Source organism: Azospirillum formosense (genome assembly GCF_013340925.1).
GTDB lineage: Bacteria > Pseudomonadota > Alphaproteobacteria > Azospirillales > Azospirillaceae > Azospirillum > Azospirillum formosense.
Genome location: NZ_WHOR01000135.1, coordinates 1 through 14,989, shown reverse-complemented (window position 1 = coordinate 14,989; position 14,989 = coordinate 1). Strand labels below are relative to the sequence as shown.

Below are 14,989 nucleotides of genomic sequence, written 5' to 3'. Positions count from 1 at the left end.
GATGTACAGCGCACCGCACAGCGGCCACAGGCTCCACCGCCCGAACAGCGTCCGGTTCAGCAGCATCGCCCCGAACAGGGTCAGCAGTCCTGCCAGCGCCACGTAGACCCGCCCGGCGACGTACAGCGGCAGAACGCTGGCGAGCGGCAGCATCACCGCCTCCATCAGCAGGTTCGGGACCGGCGTCAGGGAAGCGGTGTAGTGGTCGGCCAGGAAAGGGTCGGACCGGTAATGCAGCAGCACGTCCACCCGCGCCAGATGGTTCGGGTAGTCGAGCAGCGGCGGCATCTCCACCAGGATGAGCGGCAGCAGAAGCAGCGCCAGGACCACCGGCAGCACGAGCGTCAGCGGTGGCGACCAGGCCCCGGCATCCGTCCGCAGGGCGGCGGAGCCGGTGGCCTGCGACAGTCCTGAATGGTCCACCCGCGCCTCCTGCATTTGGTGCAATGCGGAAGGCTCAACACATCCACCGTCCGCTTCGCCAGAAGGCAATGGCGTTAGGAGTCGGCGTTGGACTTAGTCCGTGGCCCGGACGGAGCAGGCTTCATGGCTCGCCGCGACTCCATCGGCATGCGTTCGGGCACCCTGCCCGCCCCATTTCGTGGGTAGGGCGGGCGCCGTCAATATGCCGTCACGGCTGTGGAAAGACGCGGGCGCGGGCGATGTGGACGGCGCACTGGTCGCCGGGGCGCAGGCCCAGGGCGGACAGACGCTCCCGGTCCATCTCGGCCTCCAGCGGCAGACCGGCGAGGTCGATCTCGATCCGCGCGTCCGGCCCCACCACATGGATGCCCGACACCCGGCCCGGCCCCGCGGCGCTGGGGCTGAGACCCAGGTCGTGCGGACGCACATAGGCTATGGCCGGACCGCGGACCGTGCCGTCAGCGGGGATGGACAGCGCCCCGTTGGCCGTCCGGGCCACCCCGTCCGCCACCACGCAGTCGAAGCGGTTCACCTGCCCCAGGAACTCGTAGACGAAGGCGGAGGCCGGACGGTCGTAGACCTCCGCCGGGCTGCCCACCTGCTCGATCCGGCCCTGGCTCATCACCACGACGCGGTCGGCCAGCTCCAGAGCCTCCTCCTGGTCGTGGGTGACGAAGACGGAGGTGATGTGGATGTCCTCGTGCAGCTTGCGCAGCCAGCGCCGCAGCTCCTTGCGCACCTTGGCGTCCAGCGCGCCGAACGGCTCGTCGAGCAGCAGGACCTTCGGCTCGATGGCCAGCGCGCGGGCCAGCGCCACGCGCTGCCGCTGCCCGCCGGAGAGCTGCGCCGGGTAGCGGTCGGCGAAATGGGCGAGCTGGACCAGCTCCAGCAGCTCCATGACGCGCCGCTTGATCTCGCTGGAGGCCGGGCGCTGGCCGCGCGGCCGCACCTTCATCCCGAAGGCCACGTTGTCGAAGACGGTCATGTGGCGGAACAGCGCGTAATGCTGGAAGACGAAGCCGACCTGCCGCTCCCGCGGGGTGAGGCTCAGCGCCTCCTCCCCATTGAGCAGGAGGCTGCCGGAGTCGGCGAACTCCAGCCCCGCCATGATGCGCAGCAGGGTCGTTTTGCCCGACCCCGACGGGCCGAGCAGGGCCAGAAGCTCGCCGGAACGGACTTCGAGGTCCACCGCGTCGAGCGCGCGGAAACTGCCGAATTGCTTGGTGATGCCGGAAACCTGGATCGCCATGACGTGCGTCGCCTCAATGCCGGGTGGCCGCCAGCTCAGCCCCGAAGCGCCATTCCAGCACCGTCTTCACCACCAGCGTGACGAGGGCGAGCATGGCCAGCACCGAGGCCACCGCGAAGGCAGCGACCAAGTTGTATTCGTTGTAGAGGATCTCGACATGCAGGGGCATCGTGTTGGTCTCGCCCCGGATGTGACCGGACACCACCGACACCGCGCCGAACTCCCCCATCGCGCGGGCGTTGCACAGCAGGACGCCGTACAGCAGGCCCCATTTGATGTTGGGCAGGGTGACGCGCCAGAAGGTCTGCCAGCCGGACGCGCCCAGCACCAGCGCCGCCTCCTCCTCCTCGTTGCCCTGCTCCTGCATCAGCGGGATCAGTTCGCGGGCGACGAAGGGGAAGGTGACGAAGACGGTGGCGAGCACCAGCCCCGGCACCGCGAAGATGATCTGGATGCCCTGCGACTTCAGGAACGGCCCCATCAGCCCGTGCAACCCGAACAGCAGCACGTAGATCAGGCCGGAGATCACCGGCGACACCGAGAAGGGCAGATCGATCAGCGTGATCAGAACGTCCTTGCCGCGGAAGTCGAACTTGGCGATGCACCAGGACGCCGCCACGCCGAAGAGGAGGTTCATCGGCACGGCGATGGCCGCGACGATCAGCGTCAGCTTGATCGCCGCCACCGCGTCCGGCTCCACCAGGGCCGCCCAGTAGGCGTCCGTGCCGCGGCGCAGCGCCTCGACGAAGACCGAGACCAGCGGCAGCACCAGGAACAGCAGCAGGAAGGCCAGCGCCGTGGCGATCAGAAGCCCCTTCACCCAGCGGCTGTCGGCCAGCGCCGGGGTGAAGCCGATGGCTTTCTTAGCGAGCATGGCGCGACCTCATCCAGGCTTGCAGCAGGTTCAGGGCCAGCAGAAGCACGAAGGACGCCATCAGCATCAGCACGCCGACCGCGGCGGCGCCGGCATAGTCGTACTGCTCCAGCTTGATGACGATCAGCAGCGGAATGATCTCCGACAGGCCGGGGATGTTGCCGGCGATGAAGATCACCGAGCCGTATTCCCCCACCCCGCGGGCGAAGGCCAAAGCGAAGCCGGTCAGCAGGGCCGGCAGGAGTGCGGGGAACACCACCCGCCGGAACGACTGCCAGCGCGTGGCGCCCAGCGCCGCGGCGGCCTCCTCCTCCTCCGGCGGCAGGTCCTGGAGGATCGGCTGCACGGTGCGCACCACGAAGGGCAGGCCGATGAAGGTCAGGGCGATGGCGATGCCCAACGGCGTGAAGGCCACCCTCAGCCCGAACCACTCCATCAGCAGCGAGCCGATCCAGCCGTTGGGCGCGTAGAGCGCGCTGAGCGCGATGCCGGCCACCGCGGTGGGCAGGGCGAAGGGCAGATCCACCAGCGCATCGACGATCCGGTCGCCGGGAAAGCGGTAGCGCACCAGCACCCAGGCGACGATGAAGCCGAAGACGGCGTTGACCGCGGCGGCGGCCAGCGACAGCCCGAAGCTGACCTTGAAGGCGGCCAGGACGCGCGGCGTCAGCACCGCGTCCCAGAAGCCGGACCAGCCCAGCCCCGCCGCCTTCAGCGCCAGCGCGGCCAGCGGCAGCAGGACGATCAGGGACAGATAGGTCAGCGTGAATCCCAGGGTCAGCCCGAAGCCGGGGAGGACGCTGGGTTTTCGAAGAACGCTCAACACCGTGCCCCCCGCATTGGGAAGCACGGCGTCGCTGGTGGTTGCCGCGACCACGGGTCAGCGGCCCTTCTGATAGATCTGGTCGAAGACGCCGCCATCCGCGAAGTGCTTCTCCTGGGCCGTACGCCAGCCCCCGAAGGAACCGTCGATGGTCACAAGCTTAACATTCGGGAAGCGATCCGCATACCGCGCAGCGACCTCCGGCAGGCGAGGACGATAGAAGTTCTTCGCCGCGATCTCCTGCGCTTCGGGGGTATAGAGGAAGTTCAGGTAGGCCTCCGCCGCCTTGCGCGTTCCCTTGCGGTCGACCACCGAGTCGACGACCGTGACCGGCGGCTCCGCCAGGATCGACAGCGACGGCACGACGATGTCGAACTTGTCGGCGCCGAACTCCTGGAGCGACAGGAATGCCTCGTTCTCCCAGGCCAGCAGCACGTCGCCGAGCTGCCGCTGGGTGAAGGTGACGGTGGAGCCGCGGGCGCCGCTGTCCAGCACCGGCACGTTCTTGAACAGGTCGGCGACGAACTGCTTGGCCTTGGCCTCGTCGTTGCCGTTCTTCTCCAGCGAGTAGGCCCAAGCCGCCAGATAGTTCCAGCGCGCCCCACCCGAGGTCTTCGGATTCGGGGTGATGACCTGCACGCCCGGCTTCAGCAGATCGTCCCAGTCCTTGATCTGCTTCGGGTTGCCCTTGCGGACCAGGAAGACGATGGTCGAGGTGTAGGGGGAGCTGTTGTTCGGCAGACGCGTCTGCCACGTCTTCGGCAGGGCGCCGGAGTCGGCGATGGCGTCGATGTCATAGGCCAGCGCCAGCGTCACCACGTCGGCGTCGAGCCCGTCGATGACCGAGCGCGCCTGCTTGCCCGACCCGCCGTGCGACTGCTTGACGGTCACGGTCTGGCCGTTTTCCGCCTGCCACTTCTTGGCGAACGCCTTGTTGAACTCCACATAGAACTCACGGGTGGGGTCGTAGGAGACGTTCAGCAGAGTGGTCTGCGCCTTGGCGGGCGCGACGGTCAGCATGGCGAGGGCGATACCCGCGGCCATTGCGGACAGCCGGCCAACGGAGAATCGGTGCGCGCGGAGCGCGGAGAGCCGATCATGAAACGACATGGCACACTCCCTCGGTATGGTTCACTTGGGGAACGGGCATCGGCCCTTGAGGCCACGCACCGCACCGCGGTTCACAAACCCGGCATTCGCGCCGAATTCACACTTTTTATGATGTGTATGTAATATCCATTTGCCTTCTAGAGTTTGCATGAATTCTCGGAGGCCGCAAAGCTGTTTTTGCCATTCCCCGCGTTGGCAGGAGACAATTCGACAGGAGCTGTGGAATCCAGCCATCGGATCGCGCTGGAAGCGAAGCGCCGGATCGCTATCATGCGCACCCTCTCCGCCTCCTGCCGCGAACGGCCATGTCCGAAACCGTCCAGCCCCCTTCCCCCGCACTCCTGACCGCTCTTCTGGAGGCCGAACGCGCGCTCGGCCGCTTGGCAGAGGTGGCGCAGGACCCAACGCGCCGACGCCGGTTGTGGGCCGACGCGGCGCGCCGGGAGTCCTGCGCGGCGGCGCGGCTCGACGGGGTGGCGGTGGACCCGGCGGACTTTCTGGTGGCGACCATCGGCACCGACCTCGTCCCCACCGCCGGACGGGGGGCGGCGCAATCGGTCCGCGCGCTGTGGCAAGGCGCCCTGTTCACGCAAGGTGTCATCGCCGCCCCTTCCCGCCGGGTGGAGAACACGCGCGCGCCGTTCCCTTCCAGCGGGGCCGCCGCCGATGCCTGGCGCGCGGTGGCGGAGTTGGAGGCCGGGGCGGACACACGCTTTTCCTTCCCGCCCGACGACGAGGATGGCGACGCCGCCCCCCTTATGGACGACGCGCCCCCGGCCTGGACGCTGGGCTGGTCGGAGGCGCTGTGGCGCTGTCTTCAGGCGGAGGTGTCGGGGCGCGATCCCGGACGGCTGGCCTTCTCCGCGGACCGGGAAGCGGAGGCGGCCACCCTGCTCAAGCGGCTGGACCAGGCCGGCGACCAGCCGGCCCTGCTTGGCGGCGTGGGCATGCTGGCCGAACTGCTGCGCCCGGCGCCCGATTTGCGGATTCCCGGCTGGGCGGTGCCCTCGGCCCGGCTGATGGGGACGCTGGCGGTGGCGCGCTGCTGCCGGGTGCCGACCGTCTGGCTGCCGATGTCCGTCTCGCTGCACGCCGACCGCACGACCGCCGGCCTCGCCGCCCGCGGGCGGGAGGAGGGATGGCGGATCTGGCTGGCCGACACGGTGGCGGAGACGGCGCGGCGGGAGCGGGAGCGCGCCCTGTCGCTGGACCGCAACGCGGAGGGCTGGCAACAGCGGGTGGGGGCCAAGCGCCGCAACTCCCGCACTCCGGACCTGCTGGACCTTCTGTTCGAGGAGCCCGCCCTGACCGTGCGGCGGGTGCAGAAACGGCTGGGCAGCACCTTCCGCGGCGCCCAGTTGCTGGTCGACGAGTTACTGGAGGCCGGAATCCTGCGCGAGGCGACGAACCGCGCGCTGGACCGCGTGTTCATCGCCGTGGATCTGGTGCCCTGATGGAGCGGAAACCGATCAGATGTCGAAGTTGACGGGCAGGCCGCCGGTCGCCTGACGGTGGCGCAGGGCGTCGGACAGGGTCTGGTTGTCGAGCACCTGCGCTGTGGCGTCGCGCACCTGGACCATCAGCCAGCGCACCGAACAGGTCGGCGGATCGATGCAGTCCTCGCAGGGGCGGAAGGAATTCTTGCTGGCGCAGGGAATCGGCGCCAGATGCCCGTCGATCAGACGGATCACCTCGCCGAAGGAAATCTCCTCCGCCGGTCGCGCCAGACGGTAGCCGCCGCTCTTGCCGCGCTTGGCGAACAGCAGGCCATGCTTGCGCAATTCCACCAGAATGGCTTCCAGGAACTTGCGCGGAATGTTCTCCCGCTCGGCGATTTCGGCGATCAGGACGAGTTCGTCATCCGTCCGTTCGGCCAGCATGATCAGCGCACGCAGGGCGTATTTGGCTTTTTGCGACAGCATTCGGTCCGGCACCGCCCCCCGCGGCGGAATGGGATAAAGATAAAGTGCACTCCATATAGCCGTGTTGCCCAGGAATTGGTACCGGTTCTTGCCCTGGAAAACGGTGGCGCGTAAGGTCGAACACGAATTGATCCTGACCATTGATCACTGACCGGCGAAGGACGCGGCATGCAGACCATCATCGTTCCCGTCACTCCGTTCCAGCAGAACTGCACGGTGCTCTGGTGTCCGGAGACGATGAAGGGCGCCGCCGTCGATCCGGGCGGCGATCTTCCGCGCATCCTGCGCGCCGCCCAGTCGAAGGGCGTGACTCTGGAGAAGATCCTGGTCACCCATGGCCACATCGACCACGCCGGCGCCGTCGCCGACCTCGCCGACGAGCTGAAACTGCCCATCGAGGGGCCGCACCGCGAGGACCAGTTCTGGATCGACGGCATGCCGATGCAGAGCCAGATGTTCGGCTTCCCGCCGGTCCGCTCCTTCACGCCGGACCGTTGGCTGGACGAAGGCGACACGGTGACGGTCGGCAACCTGACGCTGGACGTTCACCACTGTCCGGGCCACACGCCGGGCCATGTGGTCTTCGTGCACAAGCCGAGCCGGATCGCCATCGTCGGCGACGTGCTGTTCCAGGGCTCCATCGGCCGCACCGACTTCCCCAAGGGCAACCACGGCGACCTGATCGAGTCGATCCGCAGCAAGCTGCTCCCGCTCGGCGACGACGTGACCTTCATCCCCGGCCACGGCCCGACCTCGACCATCGGGGAGGAGCGCCTCTACAACCCCTTCCTCAACGACTGACGGCGGGGAATGGCCGGTTGGGATGGCCGATCCGGACCCGCCGGACCGGCCATGTTTCCATCAGGCCCCTGTCTCGATGGACAGCGCCATCGGCGGCGGGTTGGCCAGCGTCTGGTAGACGACGCAGTAGCGCTCCGTCAGCTTGGTCAGGGTGGCGATGCGCTCCGCCGGTTCGTCGGTGTCCAGGTCGAAGCGCAGGCGGATGGCGCGGAAGCCGACCGGCGCGTCTTTCGCGACACCCAGCGTGCCGCGGAAATCCAGGTCGCCTTCCGCCGATACGGTGCCGCCGCGCAGCTTGAACTCCAGCGCCGTGGCGACCGCCTTCAGCGTCACGCCCGCGCAGGCCACCAGCGCCTCCAGCAGCATGTCGCCGGAGCAGGCCTGCGTACCCGGCCCGCCGGTCGCCGGATGCAGGCCGGCTTCCACCAGCGCCCGGCCCGTCTCGACCTTGCAGGCGATGCCGGAATCGTCCAACGCCCCGCGGGCCTTCAGCGTGACCACCGCCGAGTCCGGGGCGTCCTTGTACTTGTCCTTCAGCGGCGCCTGGAGCGCCCGCAGATCCTGTGCATCCATGCCCGTGCGTTTCCTCTTCGCGGTTCGGGTTCTTTATTGTGCGACCGGCGGATGATGGACCGCAAACACCATCCCGGCAATGCCCAAAGCGAAGCCCAGCTCCGCAGCCGGCACCCCTGGCCCGTCCCGACGTTTTCCGCTAAGACCGGCGGTATAAACATAATGAATGGGAAGGGAGATTCCCCCGCCATGAAACGTCGTTCCTTCCTCACCAGCGCCGGGGTCGGTCTGGCCGCCAGCACCGTCGTCGCCGCACCCGCCATCGCGCAGAGCCAGCCCGAGATCAAGTGGCGCATGGCGTCGAGCTATCCCAAGAGTCTCGACACCATCTTCGGCGGGGCGGAGCTGATCGCGCGCCGGGTCGCCGCCGCCACCGACAACAAGTTCCAGATCCGCACCTTCGCGGCGGGCGAAATCGTCCCGGCGCTCCAGGTGCTGGACGCGGTGCAGAACGGCACGATCGAGTGCGGCCAGTCCGCCGCCTATTTCTACATCGGCAAGGACCCGACCTTCTGCTTCGACACGGCCATGCCCTTCGGCCTGAACACGCGCCAGCACATCTCCTGGATGATGCACGGCGGCGGGCTGGAGCTGATGCGCGAGCTGTTCCGGGAACACAACATCTACAACATCCCCGCCGGCAACACGACGGCCCAGATGGGCGGCTGGTTCCGCAAGGAAATCAAGACGGTGGAGGATCTCAGCGGCCTCAAGATGCGGGTCGGCGGGCTGGCCGGGCAGATCATGGGCAAGCTGGGCCTCGTCCCGCAGCAGATCGGCGGCGGCGACATCTACCCGGCGCTGGAGCGCGGCACCATCGACGCGGCGGAGTTCGTCGGCCCCTACGACGACGAGAAGCTGGGCTTCCACAAGGTCGCCAAATATTACTATTCGCCGGGCTGGTGGGAGGGCTCCGCCCAGATCCCGCTGATGATCAACATCACCGCCTGGGAGCAGCTTCCGGAGTCCTACAAGACGATCCTGGAGCAGGCCTGCTGGGAGGCCAACACCTGGATGATCGCCAAGTACGACGCCGTCAACGCCGCGGCGCTGAAGCGTCTGGTGGCCGGCGGCGCCCAGCTCCGCGCCTTCCCGCGCGAGGTCATGATGGCCTGCGAGAAGATCGCCAACGAGCTGTATGACGAGCTGTCGGCGAAGAACCCGCGCTTCAAGAAGGTCTACGAGGCGTGGAAGCCCTTCCGCGACGAGGAGCGGCTGTGGTTCCGCGTCGCCGAGAACAGCTTCGACTCCTACGTCTATTCCCAGTCGGCGCAGCGCCGCTGAGGAAAGCACGGCCCCTCCCCTTCCAAGAAGGGGAGGGGCCGTTTTCTCAACAGGTCAGTGCGAAACCGCGCCGGCCGCCCCCAGGCCGGTTTCCGAGCGGATGTACTGGTACTCGTAGGCCTTCGCCTCCGCCGCCGCCCGCGCGCTGCGGTCGGTGACCGAGAAGAGCCAGGTCGTCGCGAAGGCGATGACCATCGAGAACAGCGCCGGATGCTCGTAGGGGAAGATCGGCGCCGGGAACTTGAAGACGCTGACCCACACGGTCGGCCCCAGCACCACGAAGGCGACGCAGCTCACCAGACCGGCGAAGCCGCCGATGAAGGCGCCGCGCGTGGTCAGACCCTTCCAGAAGATCGACAGGATCAGCACCGGGAAGTTGACCGAGGCCGCCAGACCGAAGGCCAGACCGACCATGAAGGCGATGTTCTGGTTCTCGAACAGCAGGCCCAGCGTGATGGCGATGACGCCCAGCGCCAGCGTGGCGAGGCGCGACACGCGCATCTCCGACGCCTCGGTGGCGTTGCCCTTCTTGATGACGCGGGCGTAGAGGTCGTGGCTGACCGCCGACGCGCCGGCCAGCGTCAGGCCCGCGACCACCGCCAGGATGGTGGCGAAGGCGACCGCCGAGATGAAGCCCAGGAAGATGTTGCCGCCGATGGCCTTGGACAGGTGGATGGCCGCCATGTTGCCGCCGCCCAGGATCTTGCCCGCGGCGTCCAGATAGGCCGGGTTGGTGCCGACGATCACGATGGCGAGGAAGCCGATGGTCACCGTCAGGATGAAGAAGTAGCCGATGAAGCCGGTGGCGTAGACGACCGACTTGCGCGCCTCCTTCGCGTCGGGGACGGTGAAGAAGCGCATCAGGATGTGCGGCAGCCCCGCCGGTCCGCACATCAGCGCGAGGCTGAGCGACACCGCGGCGATGGGGTCGGCCATGGCAGCGCTGGGGCGCAGGATGGCGGCGTTCGCGGCGTGGGCGGCGACGGCCTGCTGGAGCAGCCGCTCCGGGTTGAAGCCGAACTGCGCCAGCGCCAGCCCGACCAGCACGGTGCAGCCGCCGAGCAGCATCACCGCCTTGATGATCTGCACCCAGGTCGTGGCGAGCATGCCGCCGAAGGTCACGTACAGGATCATCAACACGCCGACCATCACCACGGCGTAGGTGTAGTCCAGCCCGAACAGGAGCTGGATCAGCTTGCCCGCCCCGACCATCTGCGCAATCAGGTAGAAGCAGACCACGGTCAGCGAGCCGACCGCCGCCAGCGAGCGGATCGGCGTCTGGCCCAGCCGGTAGGAGGCGACGTCGGCGAAGGTGAAGCGGCCCAGGTTGCGCAGCCGCTCGGCGATCAGGAACAGCATCAGCGGCCAGCCGACCAGGAAACCGATGGTGTAGATCACCCCGTCGAAACCCTTGGCGAAGACCATGCCCGACAGGCCGAGGAAGGCCGCCGCCGACATGTAGTCGCCGGCGATGGCCAGCCCGTTCTGGAAGCCGCTGATCCCGCCGCCCGCGGTGTAGAAGTCCGACGCCGAGCGGGTGCGCTTGGACGCCCAGTAGGTGATTCCCAGCGTGCCCGCGACGAACAGCAGGAACATGGCGATGGCCGTCACGTTGACCGGCTGGCGCTCCACCGCGCCATCGATGGCGGCGGCGAAAGCGGGACCGACGGCCAGCGCCGGCAGCAGCGCGGCGGAAGCGGAAGCAAGACGACGCGCGGCGCTCATCGGCCCACCTCGTTCAGCAGATCGCGGTTCATCGCGTCGTAGCGGCTGTTGGCGCGCAGCACGTAGACGCCGGTCATCAGCGAGCAGAAGATGGTGATGACGATGCCGGCGGCCAGTCCGACCGGGAAGGTCATGCCCTCGGCCAACGGGCGCGCCATCAGCTCGGGCGCCAGCGCCGAGGCGAACACGAAGGCGTAGTAGACCGCCAGGACGATCAGCGCCAGCCGCCAGCTGAAGCGCGCGCGGCTCGCCGTCATTTCGGCGAACTTCGGGTTGGACAACACCCGCTCGTAAATCTCGTCGGACATGTTTTTATCGCTTCTTCTTGGAACCCAGGCATTGCGCATCGCAGCAATACCGTGAGCGCATGGCGGCAAGAAGCGAAATTAAATTTCTTATAGCGCGAAATGACGAAATTTTCGCTCAAAACCCTTCAAAATTAACCGCTGAAAGGTTAATCATTAGCTCAAACTCGGTTGATCCCTGGCTGCGGAATGCGACAACTGGTCGCGCTGCGCCGCAACATGAGTCAACGCTGTTATCCCGCTGTTCGCCCCTTCGGCCGGACATCCTTCAGCCGGACATGGATCAGACCGCTGCCGGTGGGGTCGGAGCGGTCGGGCTTGACCATTGCCTCCAGCAGCTTCTCGTCGCTCGACCAGTAGGGCACGTACCACAGCCGGTCCACGTCCATGACCAGCACCCGGTGGGTCTCCGCGTCGTAGGCGCCGAGCGGCGCGATGTGGCCCACCGTGGCGTCGCCGGTCAGCGTGCCCTGGTCGTAGGCCAGCAGGATGATGTCGCTGTCGTCGCGCTCATTCTCATCGAGGATGCGCCGCAACTCGCCCAGCGTTTCCGGGGAGGTATCCTTAGGGCGGAAGACCTCCACCGTGGCGTCCAGACCGAAGGCGTCCACCGACCTCTGGACCAGCCCGGCGAAATCGGCGAAGGACACGCCGTCGCCATTCTCCGCGGTGGCCGCCTTCCACCCGTCGTCGTCCACCTCGTTCAACACCCGCAACTGGGTGACCAACCGGTTGGACGAGAGCGGCGGCAGGCCGCGCAGCGCGTTGATCATCATCGCCACGCTGGCGACCGAACAGGCGCTGCCCGTCTGCTGGGCCGTGTAGTAAGGCATCATCGCCCAGAAGTCCGGCGCCCCGGCCCGGCGCAGATAGTCGCGGTCCTGGGTCATCGGCACGGCGTCCGGCCCGAACTTCGGCTTGGTCTCACTCTGCGCGTCCTGCGCCGCGGCGGGGGGACCGGCCAGACACGCGAAGGCGCACAGGGCCAGCAGAGCCGAGCGGAACGGTGCCTTCATCACCGGCGTTTTCCTCGATGGTGTCACGAACGATGCCTCTGCCGGCTCTAGCCGGACGGGGTGGGCCTAGGCGGAAGGCTCTGCGGCACGAGCGCCATGCAGTTCTGCACGACCGCGGCGCAGGCGCCCAGCGACGACGCCCGGTAGACCAGCCGCTCGACGGCTCCGTTCCTCAAGGTGAAGGTCGCCTCGCACCGGTTGTCCACCACGTCGCCAGCCCGCGGAGGATAGTAGTCCCACGGATCGTAGTCGAGCCCGCGATGGCGCCAGCCGGGATAGCCCCATGGATATCCCCAGCCATAGCCCACCGGCGGCGGTGGCGGCGCGTAGTAATCGATGGAGCCCGCCCGGTAGGCGAGGAACTCCAGCGGGCCGCTGGCCGCCTGCCGGTGCGGCACCCCCGCGCAGGACAGCAGCGTCCCCTTGGGCATGCCGACCAGCGCGCTCTGGGCGGCCAGCGCGACGTCGGCCCGGGGATCGGCGCAGCCCGCCAGCCCACTGGCCACGCCGAGCAGAAGGACGGCGGCGGACCGCGGCAAGGCGTGTGGACACGGGAGCACGGGCGGAGCCTCCTTCCCCGGGGAACCTATCCCGGAAGAACAAGCCTCCGCCCGCTTTTGATCCCGCTTGGACCCGGTCCCGGCCGGGGATCAGGCGTCCCAGAAATGCGGCATGCCGTCCGACGCCGTGTAGCCGCTGTGGCCGATCATCGCCCAGTCCAGGTCATGGATGCCCATGGCCAGCGCCGGGGAGTTCGCCTGGAGCGAATAGTCGCCCCAATAGGGGTTGTTGAACAGCGGCTTGCCCGTCACGTCGTTGTCGCCGTAGCGCGGCACGTTGTGGACGAGGTTGCCGTCGATCACCGGGTTCCCGGCGGTCAGCAGCTCCATGTAGTCGTCCAGCGGCAGGATCCCGCTGATGACGTTGCCGGTGATGGTGTTGTTGCGCGGCAGGCCGGGGTCGCCGTGCTTGGGCGCCCAGCCGACGCGGATGAACTCCTCCACGTTGCTGGCGATGATCGAGAAGTTGTTGGTGACGAGGTTGTTGTCGCCGCCGTGGATGTGCACCCCGGCCAGCCCGGTGTCCTTCAGGAAGTTGCCGGTCACCGTGACGCCGCCGGCCATGTCGTCCAGATAGATGCCGAAGCCCTTGTGATTGGTCAGCCACTGGTCGGTGTTGCTGGTGGCCAGCCCGCCGACATGCTCAACCCAGTTGCCGCGGATGATCGTGCCGGTGTCGACGCTGGACCGGCCCAGCACCTCGATGCCGCCGCCGTCCGCCGTCTCCAGGTTGGTGTTGGTGACGCGGTTGTACTCGATGACGTTGTTGCGGTTGATGTTGCTGGAGTCCCAGTTCTTCAGCGAGATGCCGTAGCGCGCGCTGGAGTCCACGTCGTTGTGGGCGATCAGGTTGTTGTCGACCCCGGTCCCGATGATCCCGGCGACGCCCTTGCGCACCTCGCCGACGTGGGAGATGTCGTTGGCGTAGACGGTGTTGCCGTTGCTGCGCCCGTCCAGCTCGATGCCGTTGACCGCCAGATGCTCCAGCGTGTTGCCGCCCACCAGGTTGTTGGAGGAGGCGGCCGTCAGCTTGATCGCCGTGCCGACGTTGAGGAAGCTGTTGTTGCCGATGCTGTTGCCCGACGCCCCCTTCAGCTCCACCGCGTAGCCCCAGGTGGTGGTGTTGGTGAAGCCCAGCCCCTCGATGGTCACGTCGCTGCTGCCGTTCAGGCGGATCAGCGTGCCCAGCCGCGCCACCTCGACGCCGTCCTGCGCCAGGGTGCCCGGGTTTTCCGGCTTGAACACCAGCGACTTGTCCGAGGCACGCCACGCGAACTCGCCCGCCTGGTCGACGAAGGACGGGTTGTTCAGCAGCTTGTAGGTCGTCCCCTCGGCGAAGGGCAGCGAGGTGCCGTTCTTCAGCGTGATGGTGCGGGTGGCGTCGTTGACGCCGGCGATCTCGGTCAGCGTGTCGGACAGCCGCTCGGCGTCCATCAGCTGGATCTTCATGCCGGGGATGATGTCACCCGACGACATGTCGCCGGTGTGGTAGCGCACCGACCAGCCGCTGGGACCGCCGTTGGCCGCGTCGGCGAAGTACCAGCCGGTGGTGGTCGGGTTGTCGGCGTCGACGATGCCCTTGCTGGCCAGCGTCTGGCGCACGCCGCCGATGGTCAGGTCGAGGTCGGTGGCCTGCGACAGCTTCGCGGAATAGATCCCGTTGCCCTCGCTGATGAAGTTCGTGACCTTCTCCGCCCCGTTCAGCACCGGCGTCTCGCCGGGATAGTTGCGGAAGCTGTGGCCGTTGTCGGCGCCGGTCAGCTCCAGCGTCTTGGTCAGGCGGTAGGTGCCCTCACGCACGTAGGTGGTGTCGACGTCGCTGTCGCGCATGGCGTCGCGGGCGCGCTCCAGCGAGGCGAAGGGACCGTCGGTACCGTCCGCGTTCGGCGCGGACAGCTTGCCCGACCAGCTGTCCTTGCCGTTGGCCGCGACGTAGAAGGCCGGGCCGGTCGGCGGCGCCGGGGGCGGTTCGGCCGAGGGCTGGAACAGCGACGCCGGGGCGTCCACGTTCAGAGCACCACCCCAGAACAGCCCCTCCTGCCCCTTCACCACGTCCTTTCCGTCCACCGCGCCCTTGTCATAGGTGACGATGCTGTCGGTCGCCGCGACGGTATGGCCGTTGATGGAGACCGACTTGACGTACAGGTTGCGGTCCTGCCCGTTGACCACGGAGTCGTTGTCGTAGTGGATCTGGATCTTGTGGGCTTCCTTGGCGTCCAGATCGACGGTGAAGCGGAAGGGCTGCGGGTCGCTGGAGGTGGCGCGGCCCTCGCCGACCACCTTGCCGTCCACCAGCAGCTTGACGCTTTCTCTTATACCCATCT

At 67.6% G+C, this 14,989-nt stretch carries 14 protein-coding genes and 1 pseudogene; 3 read left to right on the top strand and 12 right to left on the bottom strand.

Annotated elements, in window-relative coordinates; translation table 11 throughout:
* The 5 genes and pseudogenes from GBZ26_RS17555 to GBZ26_RS17535 form a co-directional block, all read right to left on the bottom strand.
* Positions 1–423 (bottom strand): annotated as a pseudogene (locus GBZ26_RS17555) (hypothetical protein); the annotation flags it as partial.
* A 208-nt stretch (positions 424–631) separates the two neighbouring features.
* Positions 632–1,672, bottom strand: coding sequence for a sulfate/molybdate ABC transporter ATP-binding protein (locus GBZ26_RS17550; RefSeq protein ID WP_174439935.1), 1,041 nt, complete (start codon positions 1,670–1,672; stop codon positions 632–634).
* 13 nt (positions 1,673–1,685) lie between these two features.
* The gene (gene cysW / locus GBZ26_RS17545) at positions 1,686–2,546 is read right to left on the bottom strand and encodes a sulfate ABC transporter permease subunit CysW (protein WP_174439934.1); all 861 of its coding nucleotides are present in this window, start codon (positions 2,544–2,546) and stop codon (positions 1,686–1,688) included.
* On the bottom strand, positions 2,536–3,369 hold the full coding sequence (gene cysT, locus GBZ26_RS17540; protein WP_211104806.1) for a sulfate ABC transporter permease subunit CysT: 834 nt from the start codon (positions 3,367–3,369) through the stop codon (positions 2,536–2,538). Before cysT ends, cysW begins: the two co-directional genes overlap by 11 nt.
* A gap of 57 nt (positions 3,370–3,426) precedes the next feature.
* On the bottom strand, positions 3,427–4,479 hold the full coding sequence (locus GBZ26_RS17535; RefSeq protein WP_174439933.1) for a sulfate ABC transporter substrate-binding protein: 1,053 nt from the start codon (positions 4,477–4,479) through the stop codon (positions 3,427–3,429).
* A gap of 305 nt (positions 4,480–4,784) precedes the next feature.
* On the opposite strand from GBZ26_RS17535, the gene GBZ26_RS17530 reads away from it, so the two are divergent.
* A complete protein-coding gene (locus tag GBZ26_RS17530) occupies positions 4,785–5,933 on the top strand; it encodes a hypothetical protein (protein ID WP_174439932.1) in 1,149 nt (382 codons plus the stop codon).
* Between the two features lie 15 nt (positions 5,934–5,948).
* On the opposite strand, the gene GBZ26_RS17525 is transcribed toward GBZ26_RS17530, so the two are convergent.
* Positions 5,949–6,401, bottom strand: a complete 453-nt coding sequence (locus GBZ26_RS17525) for an RrF2 family transcriptional regulator (RefSeq protein WP_014198135.1) — start codon at positions 6,399–6,401, stop codon at positions 5,949–5,951.
* A gap of 168 nt (positions 6,402–6,569) precedes the next feature.
* Here GBZ26_RS17525 and GBZ26_RS17520 point away from each other — a divergent pair, with 168 nt between their 5' ends.
* Positions 6,570–7,202, top strand: a complete 633-nt coding sequence (locus tag GBZ26_RS17520; protein WP_174439931.1) for an MBL fold metallo-hydrolase — start codon at positions 6,570–6,572, stop codon at positions 7,200–7,202.
* 60 nt (positions 7,203–7,262) lie between these two features.
* Here GBZ26_RS17520 and GBZ26_RS17515 read toward each other — a convergent pair whose 3' ends face one another.
* Entirely contained in the window at positions 7,263–7,775 is a 513-nt protein-coding gene (locus tag GBZ26_RS17515) for an OsmC family protein (RefSeq protein ID WP_174439930.1), read from the bottom strand.
* A 189-nt stretch (positions 7,776–7,964) separates the two neighbouring features.
* Here GBZ26_RS17515 and GBZ26_RS17510 point away from each other — a divergent pair, with 189 nt between their 5' ends.
* Positions 7,965–9,059: a TRAP transporter substrate-binding protein gene (locus GBZ26_RS17510; RefSeq protein ID WP_145689417.1), complete on the top strand. Its 1,095-nt coding sequence runs from the start codon at positions 7,965–7,967 to the stop codon at positions 9,057–9,059.
* Between the two features lie 54 nt (positions 9,060–9,113).
* Here GBZ26_RS17510 and GBZ26_RS17505 read toward each other — a convergent pair whose 3' ends face one another.
* The 5 genes from GBZ26_RS17505 to GBZ26_RS17485 form a co-directional block, all read right to left on the bottom strand.
* Entirely contained in the window at positions 9,114–10,784 is a 1,671-nt protein-coding gene (locus GBZ26_RS17505; protein WP_174439929.1) for a cation acetate symporter, read from the bottom strand.
* Entirely contained in the window at positions 10,781–11,092 is a 312-nt protein-coding gene (locus GBZ26_RS17500) for a DUF485 domain-containing protein (protein ID WP_174439928.1), read from the bottom strand. The genes GBZ26_RS17505 and GBZ26_RS17500 overlap by 4 nt, the downstream gene beginning before the upstream one ends.
* Positions 11,093–11,322: 230 nt before the next feature.
* Entirely contained in the window at positions 11,323–12,105 is a 783-nt protein-coding gene (locus GBZ26_RS17495; RefSeq protein WP_174439927.1) for a phytochelatin synthase family protein, read from the bottom strand.
* 47 nt (positions 12,106–12,152) lie between these two features.
* Positions 12,153–12,665, bottom strand: coding sequence for a hypothetical protein (locus GBZ26_RS17490; protein WP_174439926.1), 513 nt, complete (start codon positions 12,663–12,665; stop codon positions 12,153–12,155).
* 90 nt (positions 12,666–12,755) lie between these two features.
* A partial coding sequence (locus GBZ26_RS17485; protein ID WP_174439925.1) for a right-handed parallel beta-helix repeat-containing protein occupies positions 12,756–14,989 on the bottom strand: 2,234 nt, incomplete at its 5' end.

Coding starts and splice junctions, on each gene's coding strand:
- GBZ26_RS17550 (WP_174439935.1), bottom strand. CDS start 1,672: ATGGCGATCCAGGTTTCCGGCATCACCAAGCAATTCGGCAGTTTCCGC.
- cysW (WP_174439934.1), bottom strand. CDS start 2,546: ATGCTCGCTAAGAAAGCCATCGGCTTCACCCCGGCGCTGGCCGACAGC.
- GBZ26_RS17535 (WP_174439933.1), bottom strand. CDS start 4,479: ATGTCGTTTCATGATCGGCTCTCCGCGCTCCGCGCGCACCGATTCTCC.
- GBZ26_RS17530 (WP_174439932.1), top strand. CDS start 4,785: ATGTCCGAAACCGTCCAGCCCCCTTCCCCCGCACTCCTGACCGCTCTT.
- GBZ26_RS17525 (WP_014198135.1), bottom strand. CDS start 6,401: ATGCTGTCGCAAAAAGCCAAATACGCCCTGCGTGCGCTGATCATGCTG.
- GBZ26_RS17520 (WP_174439931.1), top strand. CDS start 6,570: ATGCAGACCATCATCGTTCCCGTCACTCCGTTCCAGCAGAACTGCACG.
- GBZ26_RS17515 (WP_174439930.1), bottom strand. CDS start 7,775: ATGGATGCACAGGATCTGCGGGCGCTCCAGGCGCCGCTGAAGGACAAG.
- GBZ26_RS17510 (WP_145689417.1), top strand. CDS start 7,965: ATGAAACGTCGTTCCTTCCTCACCAGCGCCGGGGTCGGTCTGGCCGCC.
- GBZ26_RS17505 (WP_174439929.1), bottom strand. CDS start 10,784: ATGAGCGCCGCGCGTCGTCTTGCTTCCGCTTCCGCCGCGCTGCTGCCG.
- GBZ26_RS17500 (WP_174439928.1), bottom strand. CDS start 11,092: ATGTCCGACGAGATTTACGAGCGGGTGTTGTCCAACCCGAAGTTCGCC.
- GBZ26_RS17495 (WP_174439927.1), bottom strand. CDS start 12,105: ATGAAGGCACCGTTCCGCTCGGCTCTGCTGGCCCTGTGCGCCTTCGCG.